Raw genomic sequence first — 26255 nt, 5'->3', positions numbered from 1 at the left:
GAAAAAAGCATGATCCTGTGCCGTACTATCATTGCAAAACGCCAAATAGGCGGTACACCTTTGATCTGTTTTCACGTATGAGCGTCGCCAATTTGAATTCCCGCAGGAAAGGCTCCCTCATGACCGCAGCATCCGCTCAAGCACCAACGCTCGGCATTATTCGCCTCGAACATGCGAAAGGCCTTGAACTTCCCGCCTATGAGACCTCCGGTTCTGCAGGTATGGACCTGCGCGCAGCCGTTGCCGAAGACCGCCAGATCGTGCTGTTGCCCGGACGCCGGACGCTGGTGCCGACGGGTCTGATCTTCGAAATCCCGGAAGGGTTTGAAGTGCAGATTCGTCCGCGCTCCGGCCTCGCCTTCAAAAACGGCATTACCTGCCTCAACACACCGGGAACCATCGATTCCGATTATCGCGGCGAGGTGAAGGTGCTGCTGGTCAATCTGGGTGACGATGATTTCCGCATTGAACGCGGCATGCGCATCGCACAGGCAGTCTTTGCACCCGTGGTACAGCCGAAGATCGAGGAACGCACTGAGGTGACCGAAACCACGCGCGGCGCGGGCGGCTTCGGCTCGACCGGCACGGCCTGAACAAGCGAAATAGCTTGAATGAGAAGCCGGGCGAAATGCCCGGTTTTTTGGTTTGGGCGTTACTGTGTCAGCGCCGCCTGTTGGCAGATCACGCCGGTCACTTGCACATCGGCTTGGCCTAGTTTGACACCGAGCAAATCCAGAAGAGCAAAGAGCAGATTGTCAAGCAGTGCTGAGATAGGCGTGAGAAGAGCACCGAGAAGACTGAAAACGCCGCTTAAATCCAGAGAAATCAAACCCAAATCTACGTTCACTTCCATCTTCGAAAGCAGGGCGGATGTGAGTCCCCCAGGAGCTTGGTCGACGAGGCAGTTTGGATTTTTTTATTCTGTATGTCGCTATAACTGAAGTTGAGAATTCTTTGGACATCATCTCCCAACGGAATTTCTGCCTTCGCATATACATCGGGTCCAATACCCAAAACCTTTATTTGCGCAATCTTCTTGCTGGTGACCACCGGCTTCTTGTTGAGATTTTTAAAGTCGGGATCGCTTAGATTTCCAAGGTAAACCCCAGCAATTCCGGTCGTCACACCAATGCCGACTTTCGCACTTTGCGGCCCCGCCGGGCAGCTTACGCTTTTCAGTTCCCCTTCCGCCGAAGCAACATCGACATAGATGGGTAATTTCAAATCTCCGAGCGTAATGAGCCCGAGAACCGAGCTGTTTAACAGCCCCACATAGAGCGATATTCTGATTTGAGCGGTGCGAACGAGCGAACCGAGAGCGCCAACCCTGAAATATGGAGTCGATTGGGCTGGTTCGCCGATAGCGACACTGACCGTAACGGTTGCAAGCCCGCCAAGGTCGAGCCCTGTTCCAACGTCGATCTGGTGCTTGCCACCCAAGATTGCGGATGCGGTCACAAGCTGCAAGACATTGGCGGTGATGTTGTAATTGCCAGCAGACCCTATACTGGCATTCGCCAGAGAACCAAGCCCAAGCAGTTTTCCGACTGGCAGTTTGGTGGAAAGTGCTGCAGCATTTTTTCCAAGAACATTGAGCGCCGCCTTGGCTGTTGCGTTGTTGGTCACGACATCCGCCATCACCTTTGCCAGAACGCCGACTGACACATCCGTGTTCAACAGCTGGTCGTAAGTCCCGGCGGTCAGCCCAACCTGCGGCGCCAGTTTGTCGAGAAAGCCAAGCAGATTGATATCGGTGGCGGCAAGCGCGTTATAATCCAACAGCTTGAGATTGAGGGTTGTACCCAACAAACCGCCGAGAAGTCCGTTCAACGCGCTTTCATTCGTGTTCAGACTGGCCAATCGGGAGCCGATGGAAAAGGCCGCTTCCGCATGGGAGGCGGCCATGCCGCTCGCGCTGACCGCAGGGCGATCCATCAGCGCCTGACCGAAATAGAGATTGCCAGGTTTTGCGAGCGTCACCCGCACGGCATCGGGACTTGTTCCACCTGCCACGAAGCGCGAGCCGACAGCAATCGATTTATCGGCGGTATATTTGCCGGTCTCCACCCAGACACGCGTGAGATTATCCGTCTTGCCTTTCACGACGGACGGATCGTAAGCGCCCGTCATCATGACCGGATCAAGCCCGTTGGCCTGCAATTGCTTTTTCACCGCGTCGCTAGCAGTGCCTATTGCGCTTGCGCCACTGATAGCCGCCAGATCGGCCATGTTCTGCAATTGCCGTCGCTCCAGATAGAGCGAGCTTGAATCGATGGTGAGTGCAGCGATTGCCAGAAAGAGCGGCGCGACAAGGGCCGCCATCGTGGCCAGATTGCCTTCGCGCGCCTTGAGAAACCGTAAGCCCCCCGCCCGCATGTCATGTCCCTCCGAGCCGGATTGTCGAGGCACGCGTGATCGTCTTGCCCGGCAAAGGCAATCCCGTGAACAGATTCCAGATCGGCAGATTGGCCGCGTTATAGCTGATCGTGACTGTGAACTGGCTTGGATCCGACGCGGCATTGTCGATTGCGGTCTCGATCTGCGCCGGGTTGATCAGCGTGTATTTGGCCGCGTTTTTCTGGATATAGGTCGTGGCAAGCGTCTGCCGCTCCGCCGCATCGATGCCCGCAAGGGCCGTGCGCGTCGCATCCGCAGCCAGCTGCTGCACGGCATTGGCCGCCCCAAGATAAATGCCAAAGGCGATCACGCCCATCAGCAGCAGCAGAAAAACCGGCGCCAGTATCGCAAACTCTACTGCCGCAGTTCCCACTTTATTACGTGGAAAAAGAACAGCAGATCTTAAACTCTCCTGAAACCATGCTTTTCTCTTCAACGATGGGGAATTAATCGTTTTAACTGTGTTCCCGCAGTCCATATGCCCTCCCGTCCAAGAGCAGATAAACTTTTATGTATATACATCACGAATGAACATGCTTCATGCACGCGCATTCAACTGTTTGACAGAAGAAATGCGTTCGATTTTTATTTTTATTACTTTTCATATTAACGCCGTCGATGCCATATCAACATAAAATAATTTAATAAAAGCTAAATAGATAGAAACAGCAAAACCTTATTGAACTCGCAGTAAATTATAACCACAAGTTGCACAAAATAACGGCAGTTACGCAGCTTCCCTTGTTTACCCGCGCAAGTCTACGGCGAAAGCGACCACCCGCCAACCAGTCCCCGAAGCGTCGACAATGGCTGGTTGCATGACAGATAATTAAGATGAAATCTTGAGTGCGAAAGTTTAGATAACCCGAAGCACCACTTTATTGGGAGAAGTACGGGCACGCTTCGGTTATCGGGCGTGCAGGCTTGCGGCCAGAACGGGTGCTTTTCACGGACAAGGCATGGTTTTCCCGCGAGAGCGGGGATTCAAGAATTCAGGGGATTTAACGTTGGGCACATCTTCCGCTTCATCCGGTTCGGGCCAGAAGGCGACATTGTCGCAAAAGCGCGCCTTCGGCAAACGCCGTCGCTGGTGGCTGTGGCTGCCCGCTGCGGTCATTGCTGTCGGCGCTGGCTGGTATTTCTTCGATGCGCGCGCAGCCGGAAATGAAAAAAGCAGCTATCTCGCTGAAACGGTTGTGCGTGGCGATATTGAAAACGCGATCACCGCGGTGGGTACAGTCAGCGCCCTGCGCAGCATCAATGTCGGTGCGCAGGTCTCGGGACAGCTCAAAAGCGTGCAGGTGGAAGTTGGCGACCAGGTCACGGAAGGCCAGTTTATCGCCGAGATCGATCCCTCTCCCTTCGAGAAGAGGGTTGAGATCGCCAGCGCGCAGCTCGACAATTTGAAAGCCCAGCTTCTCAGCAAGGAAGCGCAACTGACGCTCAAGAAGCTCAACGCAACGCGGCAGAAGTCCCTGCTTGCCACGCGCGGCGTTTCTCAATCGACAGTCGATCAGGCCGAAGCCGATCTCGCCATGGCCGATGCAGATGTGAAGGCGCTTGGCGCGCAAATCCGCCAGCAGCAGTCGCAATTGGCGAGCGACACGGTCGATCTCGGCTATACCAAGATCAACAGCCCCATGGCGGGCACCGTCGTCGATCAATCCGCCAAGGAAGGCGAGACGCTGAACGCATCGCAAACCGCGCCGACCGTCGTGACGGTCGCCGACCTCAAGGTCATGACGGTCGAAGCGCAGGTTTCCGAAGCGGATATCGCCAAACTGAAGCCCGGCATGGAGGTTTATTTCACCCTGCTCGGCCAGCCGGAAAAACGTTTCACGGGCACGCTGCGCCAGATCAAGCCGACACCTGCCACCGAAAATAACGTCGTGCTTTATTATGCGCTGTTCGATGTGCCGAACCCGACCGGCGAGCTCATGATCAATATGAGCGCGCAGGTCTATTTCGTGATCGATTCGGCCAAGGATGTGCTGCTCGTTCCAACCTCTGCGCTGAGCTTCAAACGCCGCGATCCTTCCGGTGAGGCGGGAGGTCAGCAAGCCGAACGCCCGCAAGGACAGCGCAACGGCACCCGCAATGGCGGCAGCCCGCGTGAGGGCCAGCATCGCGGAAAACCACAGATCATCGTCAGGGTCGTTGACGCAAATGGCGCTATCGCCGAGCGCACGGTCGAAGTCGGCGTGCGCAACCGCGTGCAGGCCGAAATCAAAAGCGGACTGGAGGAAGGCGACAAGGTCGTCGTCACCAGCGCTTCGGGAACTTCGTCCGCTGGAAATGCCAATGCACGTGGCGGTCGTCGCCCCGGCGGCATGCCCTTCTTCTGAGGACGTCCCCCATGCAAGACGCGCCCCTCATCCGGCTTGAAGAGATCAGCAAGACGTATCACAATGGCGACCTCGCCGTTGAGGTTCTGCATGGCATCAGCCTCGACATCCGTGCGGGCGAGTTCGTCGCCATCATGGGTGCTTCGGGTTCAGGCAAATCCACCCTCATGAATATTCTGGGCTGCCTCGACAGCCCGACTGGCGGGCAATATCGGCTCGATGGTGAGGATGTTTCCACCCTCGATGCCGATGCGCTGGCCGCCCTGCGCCGCCGCACATTCGGCTTCGTCTTTCAGAACTACAATCTGATCTCGACATCGACCGCGCAGGAAAATGTCGAGGTTCCGGCGATCTATGCAGGCATGCCCGCTGCCGAGCGTCACGAGCGGGCAGCCGAACTGTTGAACTCGCTGAAGCTCGGAGACCGTATCGACCATCGTCCCAACCAGCTGTCGGGCGGTCAGCAGCAGCGCGTTTCCATCGCGCGCGCTTTGATGAATGGCGGACGCATCATTCTCGCGGACGAGCCAACGGGCGCGCTCGACAGCCAGAGCGGCGAGGATGTGATGGAACTGCTGCGCAACATGCATCAGCAGGGCCACACCATCATCGTCATCACCCACGCCCGCGAAGTGGCGGAGCGCGCAGACCGGCTGATCGAGATCAAGGATGGCGAAATCCTGTCCGATACGACCAAGCGGGGCATTCCAGACCGGCAGGCGCCGCAGCGCTTGCAGCGGGCGGGCGATGGACATGCCGCGCGCATTGCCGATATTTCGGAAGCCGTAAAAATGGCCATGCGCGCCTTGCGGGCCAATATTTTCCGCACGGTACTGACGCTTCTCGGCATAATCATCGGCGTCAGTTCGGTGGTGACGATGCTCGCCATCGGCACCGGCGCGCAAAATTCGATCCTCGACCGCATCAACGCCATGGGCACCGACCTGGTGCTGGTGCGCCCGTCCATGACGGGTTTTCGCGGCTCGGGCAGTATCGCAACGCTTGTGCCAGCCGATGCGGACGCGATCCTCGAACTGCCGAACATCAAATCCGCCGTGCCGGAAGTGACAGGCACAGTCACGCTCAGGCGCGGCAATGTCGATTACCAGTCACAGGCCAACGGCACGGTTCCGGCTTTTTCGGAGGCCAAATCCTGGAAGCTCGCGACGGGCGATTTCATCACGCAGAACGATATAACCTCCTATGCGCCGGTTGCCGTGCTCGGAGCCACCGTGGTCAAGACGCTGTTTCCGGATGGCAGCAATCCGATCGGCCAATATATTCTGATCCAGAAAATCCCGTTTCAGGTCATCGGAACGCTTGCGCCGAAAGGGGCTGGCTTCGGCGGTACGGATCAGGATGATGTGGTCATCGTTCCGCTTTCGACCGGCAATCTGCGCCTGTTCGGCCAGAAATATGTGCGCACCATCACCGTGCAGGTGATGGATGCGGACCTCATCAACACGACACAGGAGCAGATTCAGGGCCTGCTCGACGAGCGCCACAAGCAGCGTGACACGATGATCACCAATATGTCGTCGATTCGCGACGATGCGGCGGCCATGGGCAGCACCATGACGCTGTTTCTCGGTTCAGTTGCCGCCATCTCGCTTCTGGTCGGCGGTATCGGAGTCATGAATATCATGCTGGTCAGCGTGACGGAGCGCACACGCGAAATCGGCGTGCGCATGGCCACCGGCGCAAGGCGGCGGGATATCCTCCTGCAATTCATCACGGAAGCGCTCACTGTCTCGGCCATTGGCGGCGCTTTCGGCGTGGTCATCGGCCTTGGGGCCGCCGCCATCGCCGGTTGGGCCGGACTTTCGGTCGGTTACAGCATCGGACCGGTTCTGCTGGCTTTCGCCTGCGCCTTCGCAACAGGGCTAGTCTTCGGCTTTCTGCCTGCCCGCAAGGCGTCGCGCCTACTTCCAGCCGTCGCGCTGTCGTCCGAATAGGACACAGCAAAAAGCCGGTCTGGTTCCTCCAGACCGGCTTTTTTTCGAATACACGCTCGAGAACTTACTTGAACATCAACGGCACGCTGATCGATTTGCGCGGCTCGGCGAGCGCTGGCGGCGGAGCGGGTACGGGTGACGCACGACGCACCGCTTCAAGTGCAAGCTGATCAACCGCAGGGTCACCCGACGACCCGGCCACACGGGCCGACAAGACAGTACCGGTAGGATCGACAACGAATGTCACCGTCACAAGACCCCGGGCGTTGCGCATTTTGCGCTGCAAGTACCGGGTATTGCGATTCAGGTGAGAAAAAAGCTTCGCTTTCCATTTGTCCGAATTGACACCGGCCGACGCGTTATTCTGACCACGGCGGTTTGCAGCCGCCTTCGGGCCGTTATCGGCATCCATGCGCGGCGCACTGGCCTGACGGGTCTCAGGTGCCTTTTCCGCCTTCTTGGGCTTCGGCTTCTCAACCTTTTGCGGCTTGGGCTTTTCAGGCTTCGGCTTTTCAACCTTCTTGGGTTCTGGCTTCGGCTCGGGCTTTGGTTCCGGCTTTTCAACCGGCATGGGTACGGCCACTTCCGGCTTTTCAGCCTCGACCACATCCGGAATAATCTCTTCCGGCTTCTCCTGAACTTCCGGCTCAGGTTGCGGCTCGGGTTCCGGTGGTGTTACCTGCTCGGGCTCTGGCGGCGTTGGCTCTTCAGGTTGCGGTTCCGGCTGAACGACCGGCTCAGGCTCGACTTCCTGCGGCGCTTCCGCCGTTTCCGGCTGTGCCTCATCAGCAACCTGCTCTTCCATCGGAGCCATCGGCTCCGGCGCAAGCTCGACTACCATAGCCGCAACCTCAGCGCCATACGGCTGCTCTTCTTCCCGCATCTGGTGGATTGCATAAGCACCAGCCGCATGCACAGTCAGCACAAGAATTCCCGCGCCGATCCAGCGTCCCGCATCATGCCAGAAGGAATGATGATGGGCGTCGGCAGAAGCCACCTTCACGGGAGGATGATCGGGCGGAAGTGCGTTCATTGTGCCGCTCCGGGCGCAGCAGGCGCCGGTGCTGGGGACGCAGAAGCAGCGGGAGCAGCCGCGCCAACGGTTTCGAGGCCGACCAGCGCGATCTTGAGATAGCCCGCTTCACGCAGCGAATTCATGATGCGCATCAGCTCTTCATAAGGGACGGTTTTGTCGGCGCGCAGGAAAACGCGCGTTTCCTTGTTCTTCTCCGAAAGACCATCCAGTGCCGCCCCCAGACGCTCGCGCGCCACGACATCATTGCCAACGCTGACGCTCAGATCTTCCTTCAGCGTCACATAAAGCGGCTTGTCGGGACGCGGCGCGGCGGCAGCGGTCGATGCTGGCAGATCAACCTTCACGTCCACGGTCGCAAGCGGCGCTGCCACCATGAAGATAATGAGCAGAACCAGCATCACGTCGATGAAGGGCGTTACGTTGATCTCGTGATTGAGTTCGAGATCGTCACCACCGCCTTCGCGAACTTTACTCGCCATGATGCCTACTCCGCTGCGTGCAGCGTGCCTTCACGCACGCCAGCTGCCCTGAAATCCAGATCGCGGCTGACCAGACGTTCAACGCCTGCCGATGCATCGGCCAGAAGCGAACGGTAGCCGGTGATCGCACGGGCAAAGACGTTATAGATCACAACCGCCGGAATAGCGGCGACAAGCCCGATGGCCGTGGCGAGCAGCGCTTCGGCGATACCCGGAGCTACCACGGCCAGATTGGTCGTCTGCGCTTCGCTGATGTTGATGAAGGAATTCATGATGCCCCAGACGGTGCCGAACAGACCGACAAATGGTCCAATCGAGCCGATGGTGGCGAGAATGCCGGTGCCCTTGGACAGGCGACGGCCAGCCTTGGCTTCAATGCGGGACAGGCGCGACGAAACGCGTTCCTTCAGGCCCTCGCCGCCAGCCCGCGCCAGTGCGGGGCTGGAGAGACGAACCTCGTCTTCTGCGGCGCGCACCATGATGGCGCCCGGACCCTTGACGCCGTCAAGCGCGCGGACGGCTTCGGAAAGCGTGGCGGAATGACCGATGGTCTTCAGCGCCTTGTTAGCCCGGCGGCGAGCGCCAGCCAATTCGAGCGACTTGGCGACCCAGATGGTCCATGTTGCGAGCGAGGCAAGACCGAGACCGATCATCACCGCCTTCACGATCCAGTCGGCAGCCATGAACATGCCCCAGGGCGACAGATCATGCGGAAGGCTGGCATCGCGCTCTTCAGCGGCAGGCTGGCCAGCGATTACGGGCTGTGGCTCGGCTTGCGGGGCCGAAGGGGCAGGCGCTGCCGGCGCAGGCTGGGTGGCTGGTTGAGTGGCTGCGGGCGCAGTTGAAGGATTGGGCTGTGTCGCCTCTTGAGCCAATGCCGGACCAACGCCCAGCAAGACAATGCCCATCGCCGCAGCCATGAAGCCTTTCCGACAGAAACCAGTCATCTTGATCGCCTTTTGATTGTTCAACTCGGGCGCCAAGGACGACCCATCACGCACGCCGCAGCGCTGCTTGTTGAACCCTTTTTAACCCCCAATAATATGATGATGCAAGTCATGTTTTGTTGTAACTGCCTTTTTCTGCCAGCTTTTGTGGGAGGTGGGGCCTGTCAAACCCCTTATAAATAGCTGTTGCATAATGCGGACAAATCAGACCTGATAACCATGTCGGATGTGTTCGTCTCCCTGATCAACAATATTGGAGCGTGCGGTCCGGCAGGAGGAGCATGCACATGATGCACAAAGACATTCAGGCACTCGAACATGCGGCAAGAACCGCCATGGCGGGCAATGATGATCCGCTGCCAGCTCCGCAGCGCGCGCTGAAACCGGCCCATGTCGGCCTTGCCTTCCTGATGATTGCAGGCGCAGCCTATCTGTTCCTCGTCTGACATGGTCTGACCACGCCTTGTTCTGACCAGCACCTGCGACGGCTCTGCCCGTTTACCATGACGCACGAGAAGTGACGCGCAGCGTTGCTGCAATTGGCTAATGCGTGCAACCATTGGTGACGAAAAGCGTTGTTACAACGATAATCCGTTATGACAGGAGGCCAGATATGGCGCGTGCATCCGCGAAGACGAACAAGATCGAAGAAAAGATCGAGGAAGCGTTGACCGATTCGACCACGGAAGACTTGCAGGCGCAGGTCGAGCAGTTGAAGGAGGACATCGCAGCCATCGCCGCGACGCTCGCCAATCTCGGCAACCAGACCGTCCGCGACGCCAAGCGCACCGCGAAGGAAACCTATCAGAGCGCCTATCTGCAAGGCGGCGATGTTGTTGATGAATTGTGCGGAAAGGCGCAGGACCTCGAAGCGCAGTTGACGGCAACCGTTCGTGAACGTCCGATTACATCGCTCGCTACCGCGCTTGGCATCGGCTATCTGCTCGCCCTTCTTTCCCGCCGCTGAGGCGTCCCATGCTTAAAGCTCTGGTCCCTATCCTGTCCGCTCTGGCTGGCGAAGAAGTGAGATTCACCGTCAGCCAAACGCGACGCGCAGCGATTTACGGCGTGGCGATTGGCATTTTCGGCATCATCACGGTCACGTTTCTCTGTGTCGCGGCCTTTCTGGCTTTGGCGCAGACCTATGGCGGTCCGCTTGCGGCACTGATTCTTGCCGCCATTTCGCTGATACTTGCGCTGCTCGTTCTCGCTGTGCTGAAGATACAGGCCGCAGCAGAGGCGAAAAAGCGCAAAGAGCGGATCGCAGCCGACAAATCGGCAATGATGGCGACAGCCGCTCTTGCGACGATCCCATCAATCCTCAAGCGGCCGATACTGGCAGCCGCCCTGCCGCTTGCAGGCATTGCTCTGGTTTCGCTCCTCTCAGACAAGAAGAAGCGACCGCCCAAAGCCTGACAAAAGCCCTATAAAAATAAAAACACCGGAACCTGTTCCGGTGTTTTTTCATGGGTCATCGGGAGGCGCTTCGCTTTACTGCGCAGCCGCGTCGGTGCTATCGACCAGCGATGCAAGGCGCACAGAAACGCGTGTGCCAGCGCGATCCACGGCTTCACCATAGACCGGCTTTTCGCCGAACTGCATGCAAAGCTGTTCCACCACCAGCGTGCCAAGTCCGTTCTTGTCGCCCGGCTTCGCGCCTTCCGTCCCCCAACCGACGCCATCATCTTCCACCGCCAGAACGGGCACACCATCGGCATCCGCCTGAAAACTGACGGAAATCTGTCCGCCTGGTCGCCCCTTGAAAGCATGTTTGATGGCGTTGGTCACAAGTTCGCCGACAATGATGCCAATGGTCGTCACATCCCGGGCTTTCAGGTCGAGTTGCTCGAAATTCGTCACGATCTCGATCTGGCGGTCCTGACCGATGGCATTGCGGATATCGTTGATAACCGTGGTCAGAAACTCGTCGACGCGGGCGGTTTCCATGTCTTCGCCCAGCCGCAAACGCCGATGGGCTGTCGAAACCGTCTGCACCCGGTCGCGCGCCGCCGAAAGGGCAGCACGCGCATCCTCGCTACGCGCCTGTCGCATCTGCAAACCCAGCAGGGAGGAGACGGTCGCCAGAGAATTACCGATACGGTGATTGGTGTCCTGTAGCAGAAGCTCGACGCGATAACGCTCACGCTCCGCAATGCGGCGCTCCTCCTCCAGCTCGGCTGTGCGTTCGCGCACCCGCTGTTCAAGAAACTCGTTTTCAGAGCGCAGCGCCGACTGCCCTTCGAACATGGTGCGCGCATAACGCTGCACGCGGCTGAAAAGCAGTAAGCCCAGCATCGCCGCCGAAGCCAGCGCCACGATGGAGGTGGCCGTCATCCAGTAGCGCATCCGGTTGATGCGCTCGTTCCGTTCGGCAAGCTGCTTTTCTTCCACATCGATAAAGTCCGACACGGTGGTGGACAGCTGGTCCATCAACGCCTTGCCTTCGTCGCTGCGCACCCGCTGCATCGCTGCTGCGACATTGCCCGACGATGCAAGCTCCACCGTTTGGCGCACATCCGCTTCTTCTCGCTCGATCAGAGCGCGAATCTGCTTTACCCGCGTATCCTGCAACGGATTGGGGACCGACAGGGCCTCCAGATCGGTCAATGTCTGCTCAACAGAGAGGATCGAATTGCGATAGAGATCGAGATGCGCCTCGTCGAGCGTCAGAAGATAGCCGCGACGGCTCATCTCGATATTGTTGGCAAGCCGGGCAACCTTGTCCACCTGCTGGCGCAAGGCATAATTGCGGGAAATATCGACAATCTGATGCGTAACGCTCGAGGACAGAAACAGCGTCATCACGGCAGAAAGAAGCACAAGTCCGAGCGAGACGATAACCGCAATCGGTTTCGGTGAAGACTGAAGCAGTTTCTGCAACAAGACTGATGGCAAAACGCGCCCCAATACAAATTGAACACCCACTTCTGATAGCAAATATCAGTGGCGGCTAACCTTCAAGTCTCTGGGGCAAAAAACTGTCATGACCAGCGAAAATAAATGCCGCCGGGCGACGGCACCGGATCATTTAAGCCAAAATGGCACACAAACTGCTTAAGCTTGTGGTGAATGCCGCCGGATCAAAGAATCCGGCGGCATGAAGCCTCATGCAAAACTTCTCAAGGTGACGCGGGACGAATCGGCATCGGGGCCGTAATCGCCCTCGCCTTCGATCTTCAGGATTTCCTGAAGCCGGGTCCGCGCACGGCTGACACGGCTCTTGATCGTACCGACCGCACAGCCGCAAATCTCTGCCGCTTCTTCATAAGCAAAGCCGGAAGCGCCGATCAAAATGATCGCTTCGCGCTGATCGTCGGGCAATTGCTCGAGCGCCGAGCGAAAATCCTGCAGATCCAGCATACCATATTGCGAAGGATGCACGGCGAGCTGTTCGCTGAACAGGCCATCCGTATCCTGCACCTCACGCCCACGCTTGCGCATCTGAGTGTAGAATTCATTGCGCAGGATGGTGAAAAGCCAGGCCTTCATATTGGTGCCCATCTCGAAGGTTTCCTGCTTGGCCCAGGCCTTCATGATGGTGTCCTGTACCAAATCGTCTGCCTTGTCATGCTGGCCGATAAGTGACACGGCAAATGCGCGTAAGCTTGGCAGCGACGCCAGCAGCTCTCGCTTGAACTGCGCGCCTTGCGGGCCCTCCTGAGGGGCATTTCCATCAACCGACGGAACGGGTGCTCTGTCCACGCATACTCTCCTGTTCAGCCTGATCGAGTTTTTCGAGAAGATCGAGAAAACGGTCCGGGATCGTCTCATCTTGAATCGAGGCGTATAACGCCTTGAGTTTCAATCCGACTTCACAATTGGGTCCTAATATGTCCTTCGGGACGCGCCGCGACGCCGCGACGCCATTCGTATGAAGGTTATCTTTATCTGTCATATTGTATCGTTCTAGGCGATGAGCCCTGTCCTGTTTGTTACAAAGCTTCTGTTGGACGGGGAATGCACCAGCCCCAAAAAAGTTCCAGAAATTATGCCGTCAGTTCGGAACTTTTTTCAAGTCGCATCGTTTCCATCCGTAATGCCGCGCCCGATTGCGGATGATCGCGCTTGGCCAAAAGCTGGTTCGAGCCGATTGTTCAAACCGGATTCATGCGAATGTAAAACAAAGCGGCAGATGAGGAGTTCCATTACCATGACGTTATCGACGCGTATCGCGCCGCATCTTCCCTATCTTCGCCGTTTTTCGCGTGCCCTCACCGGTTCTCAGACATCCGGCGATGCTTACGTGGCGGCCGTGCTAGAAGCTCTGATCGCCGATCTGAGCATTTTCCCGGATACATCGTCGGACCGCATCGGCGTCTATCGCCTGTTCTGCGACCTCTACAAGACCGCATCGATCCGGGTGCCGGAACAATCTTCGGAGATCGGCTGGGAACAGCGGGCAAACCGCAATCTGGCGCATATTGCGCCGCTGCCCCGTCAGGCCTTCTTGCTGGTGGCCGTCGAAGGCTTCAGCGACAAGGAAGCCGCCGAGGTTCTCAATGTCGACGATGGCGAACTGGGGCGTCTCCTTTCCGCCGCATCGACGGAAATCTCGCGTCAGGTCGCAACCCGCCTGATGATCATCGAAGACGAACCGCTGATCGCCATGGATATCGAGCAGATGGTCGAAAGCCTCGGACATGAGGTCGTCGGCATCGCCCGCACCAAGGATGAGGCCCTCGCACTCTATGAAAAAGAGAAGCCGCGGATGGTTCTGGCTGATATCCAGCTTGCCGATGGCAGCTCGGGCATCGACGCCGTGAATGAAATCCTGAAAGACGACACAATCCCTGTCATCTTCATCACGGCCTTTCCAGAACGCCTGCTGACCGGCGAACGCCCCGAGCCGACCTTCCTCGTGACCAAGCCGTTCAATCCCGACATGGTGAAAGCCCTGATCAGTCAGGCGCTGTTTTTCGAAGAGGCTTCTCAAGTCGCGGCCTGAGTTCGGCCCGCTACAGCCAAGTTTGGCGGTTGTAATCGCCTCCGGGAAAGGGAAACCCTCTTCCCGGAGCGGCGTGCATTCCCGCTTTGCAACCTGAGAAAGCCCCGCTCTCAACCCTGAATAACTCATTTTTAAGCGCTGGCAGGAACCGAATGCATAGCAAAGTAGTTTATTCCTCATATACAAAAGAGGAGATCGGATATGCTTTACTACGCGCTCGTATTTCTCGTCGTGGCTCTTGTCGCCGGTGCGCTGGGCTTTGGCGGCATTGCCGGAGCATCGGCGGGTATCGCCCAAATTCTGTTCTTCGTGTTCCTAGCCTTGCTGGTCATTTCGCTGATAGCCTCGGCGATCCGCAAGGCCTGATAGAGCGGAGAAAAACCCAGTTCAGAACTGGTCTGTTTTTGGCCGTAAACCGGCCCTACCGATATGAACAACAACATACCGTCGCGCGAGATTGCGCGGCGGTTTGCTTTCTGGAGAAAAATAGGGTCCACCGTCCCGACCTTCAGTCAGCGCACGCCATCCGGCCCAATCGACCGTTATCGAGACTATAATGAGCGCATCAGACCTGCCATTACGCGAAGCCGAACCGGATGCAGCCCGTCTGCGCGCGCTCCTTCGGGCAGTCCGTAACAGCAATGTCTGCGTGCTCTATCAGCGTCCCGATCTGACCTATGCCTGGGGGGGAAAATCTACCCGTCTACTGGCAAAATAACTGGAAAGCCGGCGGCACCGACGAGGATTTCATCGTTTCCACATCGCTCGCCAAGCTGAAATCGGCCAAAGAGACGGCGCTTCAAACCATGACGGCGCAGAATGTCGAACTTTCCATCATGGACGGCAACAAGCTCCATTGGGTCGAACTGCATATCGATTGCGACCGCGATACCAGCGGCAATCTCCTCGGACTGGTGACGACAGCACTGGAAATCAGCGAGCTGAAACGCCGCGAGCAGGTATTAAAAACGCTTTTGCGCGAAGTCAGTCACCGGTCGAAGAACATGCTGGCCATCGTGCAGAGCATCGCCAGCCAGACAGCGCGCTTCACCGACACGATCGATGATTTTCTCCTGAAATTCCGCGGACGTATCCAGTCGCTGTCCTATTCACAGGATCTGGTGACTGATTCCAACTGGCGCGGCGCGCTTTTCCGCGACCTTGTCCATTCTCAGGTGGAAAAATATATCGACGTCACCGATGAGCGACTCAGTCTCGAAGGAGACAACCCCTATCTATTCCCGGGCGCCGCCTTGCATGTCGGTTTGGCGCTGCATGAGCTGGTGGTCAATGCGACCTCATTCGGTGGCCTTTCGATCCCTTATGGCCGTGTGGCGATTTCGGCAGAAGTCGTCCGCACCGAAAACGAAGGCGAAAAGCTGGTCTTCCGCTGGGAAGAAACCAATCCGGCCATGCCGGAGGTCTATCAGCACGATCCCCGTTTCGGCAGCGCTGTGCTTCAGCGCATAGTCCCCGCCTCGGTCAACGGCCAGGCGCAATACCGCATCGATGGCACCGGCGCTGTCTATTCGCTGACCATACCGGACGAACAGTTCGATTCCTGATTTCCAGACAACACTCCGGCCCAAATAAAAGCCGTCATGGACGAACCATGACGGCTTATTAAAAAAGAGCGAAACGCCTGCTGGCACAACGGTTAACCGTCTGCGCGGCGTTCACGCCGTCCACCCTTGTTGGGGGAGTTGGGGCGAACTGTGAAGACCGTGTTGGGGGGCGGGGTCACGGGCTTCATGGACCAAAAACGCAGGCCCTGGAATTTGGTTCCGTCAGGATTTTATTTTTTTGCAATAAAGTTCGAGACGGTGATGAACGATCTCATAGCCGAGCGAGCGGGCGATTTCTTCCTGCAATTTTTCGATCTTGTCGGAGCGGAATTCAACGACCTCGCCGGAATCCATATCGATGATATGGTCGTGATGGGCGCCGCTTGCCTGTTCGAACCGCGACGGGCCGCCCGCAAAGGCATGACGATGGATGGCACCGCGCTCTTCCAAAAGCTTCATGGTGCGGTAAACGGTCGAAAGCGAAATGCTGCTGTCGATCTCGACCGCCCTGCGAAAAATCTCCAAAGCATCCGGATGATCTTCCGTTTCAGTCAGAATATTCAGGATGATGCGGCGCGGGCGCGTGATGCGCACCCCGGCCTGTCGCAATTCCTTGTTCGTAATCGGGCTTTTTGTAACGTTCGCTCATAAGCTGATTATGCACCCTCCCGCCGCCAGTTGCAAATTTTCGCAACTGGAATGAGGCAATCTCCCCAGCGATTTAAATGAGGCTCTCAAGCGCCATATTTATTGCCAAAGGTTTTTGGCGGAAAACCTATTGCGATTGCAATTTGCATTGTTAAGAATATAATTTCAAAATTATAATATTAAAATAAAAACTTGTAGGTTGATTTAAAGATGAAAGCAACTCTTCAATTCTCATTAAGCGTAGCTGTGCTTATAGGCACCTTGATTTCCAACGCTACTGCTCAGGAACTAGGCGTCGTTTGCCCAGGCAGTTCATTACCAGGACATTGTATATCGCATACCAAAATGTGTTTGGTCGTTGGTGAAAGGGGTGTTGAGCTTCAACCCAACAAGGGGTGCCCGGAATAATTAAAAGCATCTGTTCTATTCCCCTCTGCTCTTTTACCCCGCCACAGGCGGGGTTTTTCGTCTATTCAAAAGCGCTTTAGCCAATATCTCCACTGGTTCTCTCTGTAAAAACCACTAACTGAATCAACATCTCGACGTTCAATTTAAATAGGGCGGACGGTTCGGGGGGCCGAATGGGTGTTGGGGGGGCTTCCATGGACTGGTTCAATGTTGGGCTGACGGCGTTTTTCGTGATGGTTACCAGCCGTCCTATTGCTGGTTGTCGAAGAACTGCGCGGCAAGGGATAACCACGGTTTATGAGCCATCGAAAAAATGTGCTGGAAATCAATGGTACGCCCAAGGGGAATCGAACCCCTGTTTGCGCCGTGAGAGGGCGCCGTCCTGACCGCTAGACGATGGGCGCATAGGGTCTATTGCTGGCTGATATAATCGCCCTTACAGAAAAGCGCAATCCGGGAATATAAAAAAGGCGGCTCCAGCCGCCCTTTTTGCATTGATAGACAGCCCGATCTTACTCGACGCTGCCGAGTTTGATGCGCCCGACCACGCGGGATTCGCGATAATCATAGATGATGAGTTCGGTACCGCCATCGGGCAGCAGCGTTTCGAGAGAAAGCTGATTGCCGGACAGGCTTTGCGACAGAAGGCGGGTGCCGGGCACGAGGTTGATCTGCGACTCGATCAGCTTCGGCGGTTCCGGTTTTACAGGCTGCGCTGCGGTCTGGCCCGGAATATCCGAACGGGCTTCCTGCGTGGCAGGGGTTTCGGGCGCGCGATTGATCTTGTAGACAACAGCGGCGAGCACGGCCATAAGACCGATCAGCATAACGCCGATGGAAACGGCCAGAAGCCGGATCATCTTGCGGCGCACACGTTCCATTGCCGGATCAAGCACAGGCTCGGACGGTTGTTCGTCCTGATAATAGCCCTGCTGATAGTCCTGATATCCTGAATCCTGCTGATTCTGGTATCGCGGATAGTGTGGATCCTGCATTAAATGACTCCGGTTCATGCACCCGTGGCGCGTGATAACGAAGGGAAGAGACAATTGAAAGAACTAATTGCCGACACTGATGCTGCGGGCAAAAGATTGGACCAGTGGCTGGCCGCAGCATTAGGGCCGGAACTCTCCCGCAGTCGCGTTCAGTCCCTGATTGCCGACGGTCATGTGACCATCGACGGCGAACCTGCTCGTGAAACCAAGCAGAAGCTACGCGAAGGCATGAAGATTGCCATCGTGCTGCCCGAGCCTGAACCTGCCGAACCGCAAGGCGAGAACATTCCCCTCGATATTCTTTACGAGGACGATGATCTCATCGTGATCAACAAGCCTGCTGGCCTTGTCGTTCACCCTGGCAACGGCAACTGGACGGGAACGCTTGTCAATGCCCTTATATATCATTGTGGCGATAGCTTGTCCGGCATAGGCGGAATCCGCCGTCCGGGCATTGTTCATCGTCTCGACAAGGATACGAGCGGCGTCATGGTGGTGGCCAAGAACGACCGTTCGCACCGGCATTTGAGCGAACAATTTGCAGATCATGGCCGCACTGGCGATCTGGAGCGCGCTTATCTCGCCCTCGTCTGGGGCATGACCGAGCGCCCGCAAGGCGTCATCGATGCGCATCTCGGGCGCTCGCATCGCGACCGCACGAAGCAGGCCGTGTTGAATGAGGAGCGCGAAGATGCGCGCCACGCTGTCACCCATTATGCGACGGTGGAAAAATTCGGCCCCCGCGAGGATGCCACAGCTTTGGCGTCTCTGGTGGAATGCCGTCTTGAAACCGGTCGCACACACCAGATCCGCGTGCATATGGCCCATATCGGTCATCCGCTGGTCGGCGACATGGATTATGGCAGCGCCTATAAAACCAAAGCGAACAAGCTGCCGGAACCGCTGAAGGAAGCTGTAAACGGCTTTCACAGACAGGCGCTCCACGCCTGGCTTCTGGCCTTCACGCATCCCGCAACCGATGACTTGATGCGTTTTGAAGCGCCCGTGCCCGAAGATATGGAGCACCTACTGGAAAATTTCCGCGCGCACTCCATATAATACTGTCAGGTCTTCCGGTTCTCCCCTGCCTCGCGTCGCATGTAAACATAGCTTTTGAAGCGCATGGGTAGGACCGAACCATTGTCGTTCCGGGTGCAGTTACTTCGAAAACTGCGCCTGGATCATCGGGAACAGTCCGATCCGCTGTGCTTTACAAACGCTTTCTGCAACTTTTCACGCAGATCAGCGTTCACATTGCAGTGACAGATTGTTTCATGAGTTAAAGGATCGTGTTTTCGCCAAAATCATGCCTATATATGGAGGCTCGCGTGAGGGAAGTGCAGGAGGCAGCCCCCCGCGACAGGTTCGCCAAATGGGAACCTGAAATTATAAAGGAGGGTGCTCTATGGCCCAAATGAATCTCCCGAGCATTACGTCCGGTGACGGTGGCCTTACCCGTTATCTGGAAGAAATCCGCCGTTTTCCGATGCTTGAGCCGCAGGAAGAATATATGCTGGCCAAGCGTTATCATGAACATACGGATCCGAAAGCCGCTCACAAGCTGGTGACGAGCCATCTGCGTCTCGTGGCGAAGATTGCCATGGGCTATCGCGGTTATGGCCTGCCGATCGGCGAAGTCATTTCCGAAGGCAATGTCGGCCTGATGCAGGCCGTCAAGCGTTTCGAGCCGGAACGCGGGTTCCGTCTTGCGACCTATGCCATGTGGTGGATCAAGGCTTCGATCCAGGAATATATCCTGCGTTCGTGGAGCCTTGTGAAGATGGGCACGACCGCCAACCAGAAGCGTCTGTTCTTCAATCTGCGCAAGATGAAGAGCAAGATTCAGGCGCTCGACGATGGCGATCTCCGTCCGGATCAGGTCAAGCAGATCGCGACCAAGTTGAATGTCAGTGAGGACGAAGTGGTTTCCATGAACCGCCGTCTGTCGGGTGACGCCTCGCTCAATGCGCCGCTGCGTGCAAGCGAAGGTGAATCCGGCGAATGGCAGGACTGGCTGGTCGATGACAGCAACAGCCAGGAACAGGTTCTGATCGAACAGGACGAGCTGGAAAACCGCCGCTCGATGCTTGAACAGGCCATGGACACGCTGAATGATCGCGAGCGTCGTATCTTCGAAGCCCGCCGTCTTTCCGACGATCCGATGACGCTGGAAGACCTGTCCAGCGAGTTCGGTATCAGCCGCGAGCGCGTGCGCCAGATCGAAGTGCGCGCCTTTGAAAAGGTGCAGGCTGCCGTCAAGGCTGCCGCATTCAAGCAGCAAAAGGCGCTGAACCACGTCGAGGAAGCGCACGCGTAAGGGCTTAAACCTTAAGCACTTTTTTCTGCCGCAGGATGCGTGAAGCGCCCTGCGGCAGATTTGTTTATGGGCACGGCTATTCTGCCGCCTCCCCGGTTTCCAGCTCAAAACCCTCATCGATCCAGCCGGTTATCCCGCCAGCCATGAGCTTGACCGGCCTGCCGAGATCGGCGAGCCGCAAGGCGCCACGCGCCGCACCATTGCAATGCGGCCCCGCGCAATATGTGACAAACACTGTCTCTTCCGGCCATTTTGCCATTTTCGAGCCGATGATCTTGCCGTGCGGCAGATTGATCGCGCCCGGCACATGCCCTTTTGCAAACTGGCTTGGGCTGCGCACATCGAGAAGCACAAAATCGGCCCCCTTCGAAAGCGCATCATGCACATCCCAGCAATCCGTCTCGAAAGCGAATTGCGCTGCAAAATGGTCGCGCGCCAAAGCACTTGGCGCGGCTTCAATGGCTGTCACGGCGGATTTGGCCGGGGTCTTCAACGCAATGGTCATGGCGATCTCCTGTTGTGATGTTCGCCATTCTTTTCGCCTGAACATCATCGCGCTTGCAATTGGCGAGATTGACAATATACGTAAAGATCATGACAAAACAGACGCCCCAAACCGCCGGCCCGCTGGTCGTCGCCCTTCTTTACGATGGACTCTGCACGTTCGAATTCGGCATCGTGGCAGAAATCTTCGGTCTGCCCCGCCCGGAAATGGGGCCGGACTGGTATCGCTTTGCCAGCTGCCCGATTGAGGATGGCCCATTGCGCGCGCATGGCGGTTTCGTCATCACCCCGGACCATGGGCCGGAACTGATCGATGAGGCTGACATCATCATCGTGCCGGGCTGGAAAGGCGCCGATATTCCCGTGCCCGAAGCGATCTGCCAAAGACTGCGGCGCGCGCACCGGCGCGGCGCACGGCTGGCTTCGATCTGTTCCGGCGCATTTGTTCTGGCAGCGACAGGTCTGCTTGATGGAGGTGAGGCCACGACCCATTGGCGCTATGCGGAGGCCCTGCGCGCCAGACACCCTGACATTGCGGTCGATGACGCATCGCTCTATCGGGAGCATGATCGTATTTTGACCTCTGCGGGTAGTGCTGCGGGAATAGACTTGCTGATCGAAATCGTGCGGCAGGACTTTGGTCCGGTGGCGGCCAATTCCGTCGCCCGCCGTCTGGTCATGCCAGCGCACCGCACCGGCGGACAGGCGCAGTTTCTCGAAAGGCCGGTCGCCAAACGCGAAGGCGCCGAAATCAGCCCCCTCCTCGATCGGATCAGAAGCAATCTCGGCTCTGAATGGACCATCGAACGAATGGCCAGCGAGAGCCGCATGAGCGCCCGCACTTTTCTGCGGCGTTTTGCGGAAGCGACCGCGACCACGCCCGGCGAATGGCTGGTTGCCGAACGGGTGACGACCGCCAAGCAACTGCTCTGCCAGACCCCGGCCAGTGTGGACGATATCGCCGCTTCCGTGGGCTTTGGCAGCGCCTACACGCTGCGCCACCATTTCCGACAGAAGATCGGCATCAGCCCGGCGGAATATCGCAGACGCTTTCTCGCGGAACCGTCATCCAACCGCAATAAAAGCTTCAAATAACTGCAATGGTAGGCCTTTAGGCACAAAGCGTGTTTCACCGATGCCTAAAGGACATCCCATGAAAAAGCTCCTGCTCGCCGCAGCTCTTGCGCTGACCGCTGCTACTGCCGCATCTGCTTCCGACTATGTTTCCTATCTCGACTATCCGCAGAAGGAACAGGATGGGAAGGAATTCTTCACGGCCATCGAAATTCCACAGGGCAGCTTCACCAAATACGAAATAGACGACAAGACCGGTCATATCGTCGTTGACCGCTACCAGTCGATGCCGGTCATCTATCCGGCCAATTATGGCTCGATCACCAGCACGCTGGCCGGCGACGGCGATCCGCTCGATGCGCTTGTCTACACGCGCGAGCCGATCGTACCGGGCGCCATCATCAAGGTTCGCCCGATCGGCGTGTTGAAGATGATCGATGGCGGCGAAAAGGACGACAAGATCGTCGCCGTTCCGGCTTCCGATATCGATCCGACCTACGACAACATCAAGGAAGTCGCCGACCTGCCGAAGATTGAGCAGCAGCGTCTGGAAGCCTTCTTCCGCGTCTACAAGCAGCTGCCGGAAGGCCGCAAGGTCGTGGAACTGGGTGGCTTTGATACCGCTGAAACAGCACAGAATGAAGTTGCCGCAGCCATCAGGGCTTTCACGGAAAAGAACAAGAAATAACGCAGAGATTTCTGCAAACAAAAGAGCCGCTCGCGCGGCCTTTTTTCATTGCAATAACGGTGCTTTAGTTAGCGCCCAGAACGTCGGTGAAGGCTTTCTCGCCCGGAACGCCCTTTTCAAGGCTGATCAGCGCACGGCGACCGTTACGATAGGAAACCGGAATATCGATCCATTGCAGACGGCGCATCAGCGACAGGTTGGTATCCTGTGCCGTGCGGGCATCGTTGAGCCAGATGATGAAGAAATTATCCGCAATCTTGGACGGAACCGCGATCAGCGGGTTACCCGCTGCCTGCTCTGTATCCTTGAAGGTGATGCGCTGAACATTGTCGATCACGCCGCCGGTGAAGCCATCGGGAACGGTGAACACCATCTCGATCAAATGGCTGGCGGGGATGGACTGATCCGTATTCTTGCGGATCGTCATTTTCAGCTGAAGATTGCTCGTCGGCATCGTCACCGTGCCACGGACCGCCGGTTCTTCCGGCTGACCGTCACCCGGACTTTCCTGAATGACCGACCAGACGACATTGCCCTTTTCCACAGAACCGGATTCGGTGCCGCCACGCTCTTCATAAAGCAGCGCCTGCTGACCGACGGCCACAGCCTGCTGCGAGGCCGGTGGCTGCTCGCCCGGTGTCGCCTGCGAGCCAGACGGCGTTGATGCTGCCGTGGATTTGCCTTCGCCGAGACCCGGCGCGCCGCCAGCGGGACCTTCATCGGTTTCGCTGCCATCCGGCATCAAACGCTGGGTGAGCTTCTGCTCGCCAGCCGGTGGTTGAGCCTGATGTTCCGGCGGTAGCGTGGTTTGTTGATCTGCCGTGTGGTTCTCGGCGGGAGGCGGCGTCGTCGTGCCCGCGTCGCCGCTGGCAGGCGTGGACGGCGCATCGTTGCGACCGAGGCTCGATGCGAGTTCCTGAATCTTGTCTTTGTTGGTCCAGACGCCGTAACCCGCGCCGCCCAGAACGAGCAGAGCGACGAGACCGGCAATCAGCCCCTTATAGGAGCGCTTTTCCTTGACGGCGCTGCGCTCGATATATTCGCTGCGGCGCGCCTGCGCCTTTTCCTTGGCGCGGTCGATCTTCCAGTCGCCGCTGCGATCCGCGCTGAACGACGCATCTTCGTCCGGTTCCGACACATGGTCGTGACGCTCCGCAGCTGGTGCGGCAGAAAAAGCGGCGTCGTCATCGTCGTCATGGTGAGCGCGTGTGGCGCTTACGCCCTGATCCGCTTCCTGCAGAAAATCTTCGAGCGCATCATTGACCGGATCGGGTGCCGCCGCAGCCGCCGGCGGCGCATAAAAGGCTTCGACTTCGGCAATCGCATCTTCAAGAATATTGCGCTGGCGTACCGCCACAGCCTGCGAGGCATTTGCCGTCACAAGCTTCTGCTCGATCGTCGCGCGCGCCTTCGCGTAAACGCGCTGGCGTAATTCAGGCGATTTGTCCGCCTGCGCATCGATCGTCTTTTTCAGTACAGCTACAAAATCCGCCATTCCGTCTTACCCGGTTTATCGCCCGTTCAGATACCACAAGCACTGGATGCAATTAAATGTCCCAATAATCACAATAATCAAGGGAAAGCAAAGTGTCTGGCAGTAATTAAGCGAAGCTTTTCAAAACGATGAGGCGAAATAGCGGCAGATTTGACGAAGCTTCGGGCATTTTCTGGCCAATCTGAACCACCGGACACCACTGCAATGCTCAAAAACTGAAAACCCGAAGCAGTTTATGCAAAACTGCTTCGGGTTGATCAATACGCCACCTTGAAATGATCAATCCTGGAAAGGATCGGTGACGAGGATGGTGTCCTCGCGTTCCGGGCTGGTGGACAGCATGGCCACCGGAGCGCCGATCAGTTCTTCGATATGGCGAACATATTTGACGGCCTGCGCCGGAAGATCGTTCCAGGAACGGGCGCCTGCGGTCGTTTCCGACCAGCCCGGCAGCGTTTCATAGATCGGCTTGACGCGAGCCTGCGCGCCCATCGAGGACGGCAGATAGTCGATGCGCTTGCCGTCGAGTTCGTAGGCAACGCAGATCTTGATTTCGTCCAGACCGTCAAGAACGTCGAGCTTGGTCAGCGCGATGCCGGTAATGCCGGAAGTGCGAACCGTCTGACGCACGATCACGGCATCGAACCAACCGCAGCGGCGCTTGCGGCCTGTCACCACGCCGAATTCATGGCCCTTGGTGCCAAGGAATTCGCCGATTTCGTCGTGGAGTTCCGTCGGGAACGGACCTTCGCCAACGCGGGTCGTGTAAGCCTTGGTGATGCCCAGCACATAGCCGATAGCCGTCGGGCCAAGGCCCGAACCGGCAGCAGCCTGACCGGCAACGGTGTTCGACGAGGTCACGAACGGATAGGTGCCGTGGTCGTTGTCGAGCAGAGCGCCCTGCGCACCTTCGAACAGGATACGGTCACCAGCCTTGCGACGCTCGTCGAGCACACGCCACACCTGATCGATATAAGGCAGGATTTCATCGGCAACCGAGGTCAGTTCCTTGAGGATCGTCTCAACGGCGATTTCCTCAAGGCCCATACCGCGACGCAGCAGATTGTGGTGCGACAGCAGGCGCTCGACCTTGGGCTCCAGCGTTTCCGGTTCGGCCAGATCGATGACACGGATGGCGCGACGGCCGACCTTGTCTTCGTAGGCAGGGCCGATACCGCGCTTGGTGGTGCCGATCTTGAGACCCGAATTGGAGCCTTCGCGCATGGCGTCGAGGTCGCGGTGGATCGACAGAATGAGCGGCGCGTTTTCGGCAATGCGCAGAACGTCGGGAGAAATCTCGATGCCCTGTGCGCGCAGCTTCGCGACTTCAGAGACGAAATGGTGCGGATCGACGACGACGCCGTTGCCGATGACGCTGAGCTTGCCGCGCACCAGCCCCGATGGCAGCAGCGAAAGCTTGTAGCTGACGCCATCGATAACAAGCGTATGACCGGCATTGTGACCGCCCTGATAGCGCACGATGACATCGGCGCGTTCGGACAGCCAGTCCACGATCTTACCCTTGCCCTCGTCGCCCCATTGCGACCCGACGACAACCACATTTGCCATTTAAGAAAACTCCTCGGTCGGCATGAAGCATTTCCAGCAAAAGTGTGAAGCGGTTTTGCGTTCGGAAATGCGTAAAACTAACTATTGGCCTTTAACAACCCAAGGATCGCAAGCTTCCCCGAAAGGTTCACGGGGTGCTGATCCCTCGTCTCTATACAGACTGAATCCCGCTTGCGCGACTCTTTCGTGCAAAAAAAATCACGATTTTTGCGAGCACGGTGGACAGAAGAGGCGCTTAGGTCGCTTGAGATTCCGTTTATGACGAGGCGAAAATGGTGGGATTGGAGAACCGGAGCGGAATGTACTTTTGGGTACATGAGCACCGGAAGCGAAAAATCACGCCATTTGCAGACCGTCAGAAGCGGAATATCTGCGAGCTAGCCTGCGCGAACCATATAGACGGCATCATCAGAGTAGCTTTTCAGCTTTTCTTCCAGTGCTGGCAGGTCGCGGGAGACGAAGCCCTTCTTTTCCCAGAAACCTTCGGAGTTATTCACGGCCACCAATGACATGGTGAAAAAGCCGTCTGTTTCGGCCTGGGCGGCCATCAGTTCCAGCACGCGCGTGGCGGCACCGGCGGAGCGGGCGGCGGGCAAAAGCGCAATATCGTGGATATAGTAGGTGCTGGTGTCTTCCGGCAGTTCGCCGAGAACCGAATTCAGCGCGGGCACCGTATCGAGTTTCCAGGGATGGCTGATGCCATAACCCAGAATGTCATTGTCACGGGCATAGACGAAACAACCCGCCGGATAGAGCTTGAAGCGGTCCCGGAAGACCGCTTCATCCTCGAAAAAAGTCGAGATGGACCACATTGGCTACCACAGTCACGCGCTCGATATCCTGCTCGTGCATGCGCCGCCATTCCGGCTGTGCCATCTCTTCAGTCAT

At 57.3% G+C, this 26255-nt stretch carries 25 protein-coding genes, 1 tRNA gene and 3 pseudogenes; 13 read left to right on the top strand and 16 right to left on the bottom strand.

Going from position 1 to position 26255, the window contains the following annotated elements; genetic code table 11:
* Positions 1-119 precede the first annotated feature (119 nt).
* The gene (dut, locus tag QLQ11_RS10865; RefSeq protein WP_109369716.1) at positions 120-593 is read left to right on the top strand and encodes a dUTP diphosphatase; all 474 of its coding nucleotides are present in this window, start codon (positions 120-122) and stop codon (positions 591-593) included.
* A gap of 59 nt (positions 594-652) precedes the next feature.
* Here dut and QLQ11_RS10860 read toward each other — a convergent pair whose 3' ends face one another.
* The 3 genes from QLQ11_RS10860 to QLQ11_RS10850 are packed head-to-tail and all read right to left on the bottom strand — an operon-like array spanning position 653 to position 2770.
* Positions 653-847, bottom strand: coding sequence for a hypothetical protein (locus QLQ11_RS10860; protein WP_371835876.1), 195 nt, complete (start codon positions 845-847; stop codon positions 653-655).
* Positions 844-2376 carry a pilus assembly protein TadG-related protein gene (locus QLQ11_RS10855; RefSeq protein ID WP_371835875.1) on the bottom strand — a complete coding sequence of 511 codons (1533 nt, stop codon included), beginning with the start codon at positions 2374-2376 and terminating at the stop codon, positions 844-846. The genes QLQ11_RS10860 and QLQ11_RS10855 overlap by 4 nt, the downstream gene beginning before the upstream one ends.
* Position 2377: 1 nt before the next feature.
* A complete protein-coding gene (locus QLQ11_RS10850) occupies positions 2378-2770 on the bottom strand; it encodes a TadE family protein (protein ID WP_235858975.1) in 393 nt (130 codons plus the stop codon).
* A 586-nt stretch (positions 2771-3356) separates the two neighbouring features.
* Between QLQ11_RS10850 and QLQ11_RS10845 the strand changes: the two genes are divergently transcribed.
* Both QLQ11_RS10845 and QLQ11_RS10840 read left to right on the top strand, forming a co-directional pair.
* Complete coding sequence (locus tag QLQ11_RS10845) at positions 3357-4742, top strand: efflux RND transporter periplasmic adaptor subunit (RefSeq protein ID WP_371830826.1); 1386 nt, start codon at positions 3357-3359, stop codon at positions 4740-4742.
* 11 nt (positions 4743-4753) lie between these two features.
* The gene (locus tag QLQ11_RS10840; RefSeq protein WP_121538532.1) at positions 4754-6697 is read left to right on the top strand and encodes a MacB family efflux pump subunit; all 1944 of its coding nucleotides are present in this window, start codon (positions 4754-4756) and stop codon (positions 6695-6697) included.
* A 64-nt stretch (positions 6698-6761) separates the two neighbouring features.
* On the opposite strand, the gene QLQ11_RS10835 is transcribed toward QLQ11_RS10840, so the two are convergent.
* Genes QLQ11_RS10835 through exbB form a run of 3 tightly spaced genes read right to left on the bottom strand, consistent with a single transcriptional unit; the run spans position 6762 to position 9195 of the window.
* Entirely contained in the window at positions 6762-7730 is a 969-nt protein-coding gene (locus tag QLQ11_RS10835; protein WP_121538534.1) for an energy transducer TonB, read from the bottom strand.
* Complete coding sequence (gene exbD, locus QLQ11_RS10830) at positions 7727-8212, bottom strand: TonB system transport protein ExbD (protein WP_121538536.1); 486 nt, start codon at positions 8210-8212, stop codon at positions 7727-7729. The genes QLQ11_RS10835 and exbD overlap by 4 nt, the downstream gene beginning before the upstream one ends.
* 5 nt (positions 8213-8217) lie before the next feature.
* On the bottom strand, positions 8218-9195 hold the full coding sequence (gene exbB, locus QLQ11_RS10825; RefSeq protein ID WP_121538538.1) for a tonB-system energizer ExbB: 978 nt from the start codon (positions 9193-9195) through the stop codon (positions 8218-8220).
* A 251-nt stretch (positions 9196-9446) separates the two neighbouring features.
* Here exbB and QLQ11_RS10820 point away from each other — a divergent pair, with 251 nt between their 5' ends.
* The 3 genes from QLQ11_RS10820 (at position 9447) to QLQ11_RS10810 (ending at position 10575) form a co-directional block, all read left to right on the top strand.
* A complete protein-coding gene (locus QLQ11_RS10820; protein WP_167836095.1) occupies positions 9447-9605 on the top strand; it encodes a hypothetical protein in 159 nt (52 codons plus the stop codon).
* Positions 9606-9772: 167 nt separating this feature from the next.
* Positions 9773-10126: a YqjD family protein gene (locus QLQ11_RS10815; RefSeq protein WP_109369724.1), complete on the top strand. Its 354-nt coding sequence runs from the start codon at positions 9773-9775 to the stop codon at positions 10124-10126.
* Positions 10127-10134: 8 nt separating this feature from the next.
* Positions 10135-10575, top strand: a complete 441-nt coding sequence (locus tag QLQ11_RS10810; RefSeq protein WP_121538540.1) for a phage holin family protein — start codon at positions 10135-10137, stop codon at positions 10573-10575.
* Positions 10576-10650: 75 nt separating this feature from the next.
* Here the strand turns inward: QLQ11_RS10810 and QLQ11_RS10805 are convergent, their stop codons facing one another.
* The 3 genes from QLQ11_RS10805 to QLQ11_RS10795 form a co-directional block, all read right to left on the bottom strand.
* Complete coding sequence (locus tag QLQ11_RS10805) at positions 10651-12054, bottom strand: sensor histidine kinase (RefSeq protein WP_283735945.1); 1404 nt, start codon at positions 12052-12054, stop codon at positions 10651-10653.
* A gap of 210 nt (positions 12055-12264) precedes the next feature.
* Complete coding sequence (locus tag QLQ11_RS10800; RefSeq protein ID WP_109369726.1) at positions 12265-12861, bottom strand: RNA polymerase sigma factor; 597 nt, start codon at positions 12859-12861, stop codon at positions 12265-12267.
* Entirely contained in the window at positions 12833-13054 is a 222-nt protein-coding gene (locus QLQ11_RS10795; protein WP_109369727.1) for a NepR family anti-sigma factor, read from the bottom strand. The genes QLQ11_RS10800 and QLQ11_RS10795 overlap by 29 nt, the downstream gene beginning before the upstream one ends.
* A 255-nt stretch (positions 13055-13309) precedes the next feature.
* Here QLQ11_RS10795 and QLQ11_RS10790 point away from each other — a divergent pair, with 255 nt between their 5' ends.
* From QLQ11_RS10790 to QLQ11_RS10780, 3 genes and pseudogenes are all read left to right on the top strand, one after another.
* Complete coding sequence (locus QLQ11_RS10790; RefSeq protein ID WP_109369728.1) at positions 13310-14104, top strand: response regulator; 795 nt, start codon at positions 13310-13312, stop codon at positions 14102-14104.
* A gap of 201 nt (positions 14105-14305) precedes the next feature.
* Positions 14306-14470 carry a DUF1328 domain-containing protein gene (locus QLQ11_RS10785; RefSeq protein ID WP_006473348.1) on the top strand — a complete coding sequence of 55 codons (165 nt, stop codon included), beginning with the start codon at positions 14306-14308 and terminating at the stop codon, positions 14468-14470.
* A 190-nt stretch (positions 14471-14660) separates the two neighbouring features.
* Positions 14661-15669: pseudogene (locus QLQ11_RS10780) on the top strand (sensor histidine kinase).
* A gap of 222 nt (positions 15670-15891) precedes the next feature.
* On the opposite strand, the pseudogene QLQ11_RS10775 reads toward QLQ11_RS10780, so the two are convergent.
* The 3 genes and pseudogenes from QLQ11_RS10775 to QLQ11_RS10765 form a co-directional block, all read right to left on the bottom strand.
* Positions 15892-16318, bottom strand: a pseudogene (locus tag QLQ11_RS10775) (Fur family transcriptional regulator).
* 736 nt (positions 16319-17054) lie between these two features.
* Positions 17055-17129: transfer RNA gene (locus QLQ11_RS10770), tRNA-Glu, on the bottom strand.
* A 108-nt stretch (positions 17130-17237) separates the two neighbouring features.
* Positions 17238-17720, bottom strand: a complete 483-nt coding sequence (locus QLQ11_RS10765; protein WP_109369731.1) for a hypothetical protein — start codon at positions 17718-17720, stop codon at positions 17238-17240.
* Between the two features lie 3 nt (positions 17721-17723).
* Between QLQ11_RS10765 and QLQ11_RS10760 the strand changes: the two genes are divergently transcribed.
* Both QLQ11_RS10760 and rpoH read left to right on the top strand, forming a co-directional pair.
* Complete coding sequence (locus QLQ11_RS10760; RefSeq protein WP_283735947.1) at positions 17724-18779, top strand: RluA family pseudouridine synthase; 1056 nt, start codon at positions 17724-17726, stop codon at positions 18777-18779.
* 346 nt (positions 18780-19125) lie between these two features.
* A complete protein-coding gene (gene rpoH, locus QLQ11_RS10755) occupies positions 19126-20037 on the top strand; it encodes an RNA polymerase sigma factor RpoH (protein ID WP_109369733.1) in 912 nt (303 codons plus the stop codon).
* A gap of 76 nt (positions 20038-20113) precedes the next feature.
* Here rpoH and QLQ11_RS10750 read toward each other — a convergent pair whose 3' ends face one another.
* Positions 20114-20542 carry a rhodanese-like domain-containing protein gene (locus QLQ11_RS10750; protein WP_121538544.1) on the bottom strand — a complete coding sequence of 143 codons (429 nt, stop codon included), beginning with the start codon at positions 20540-20542 and terminating at the stop codon, positions 20114-20116.
* An 89-nt stretch (positions 20543-20631) separates the two neighbouring features.
* Between QLQ11_RS10750 and ftrA the strand changes: the two genes are divergently transcribed.
* Positions 20632-21636, top strand: coding sequence for a transcriptional regulator FtrA (ftrA, locus tag QLQ11_RS10745; protein ID WP_121538546.1), 1005 nt, complete (start codon positions 20632-20634; stop codon positions 21634-21636).
* 58 nt (positions 21637-21694) lie between these two features.
* Entirely contained in the window at positions 21695-22303 is a 609-nt protein-coding gene (locus tag QLQ11_RS10740; protein WP_283735948.1) for an inorganic diphosphatase, read from the top strand.
* A gap of 64 nt (positions 22304-22367) precedes the next feature.
* On the opposite strand, the gene QLQ11_RS10735 is transcribed toward QLQ11_RS10740, so the two are convergent.
* The 3 genes and pseudogenes from QLQ11_RS10735 to QLQ11_RS10725 form a co-directional block, all read right to left on the bottom strand.
* Positions 22368-23798: a transcriptional regulator gene (locus tag QLQ11_RS10735; protein ID WP_371835874.1), complete on the bottom strand. Its 1431-nt coding sequence runs from the start codon at positions 23796-23798 to the stop codon at positions 22368-22370.
* 279 nt (positions 23799-24077) lie between these two features.
* Positions 24078-25367, bottom strand: a complete 1290-nt coding sequence (locus QLQ11_RS10730; protein WP_109369738.1) for an adenylosuccinate synthase — start codon at positions 25365-25367, stop codon at positions 24078-24080.
* Positions 25368-25744: 377 nt separating this feature from the next.
* Positions 25745-26255: pseudogene (locus QLQ11_RS10725) on the bottom strand (GNAT family N-acetyltransferase).

This window comes from Ochrobactrum sp. SSR, from assembly GCF_030067775.1.
GTDB classification, from domain to species: domain Bacteria; phylum Pseudomonadota; class Alphaproteobacteria; order Rhizobiales; family Rhizobiaceae; genus Brucella; species Brucella teleogrylli.
The sequence above is the reverse complement of the archived record's forward strand: the minus strand, read 5'-3'. Positions and strand labels throughout refer to the sequence as shown.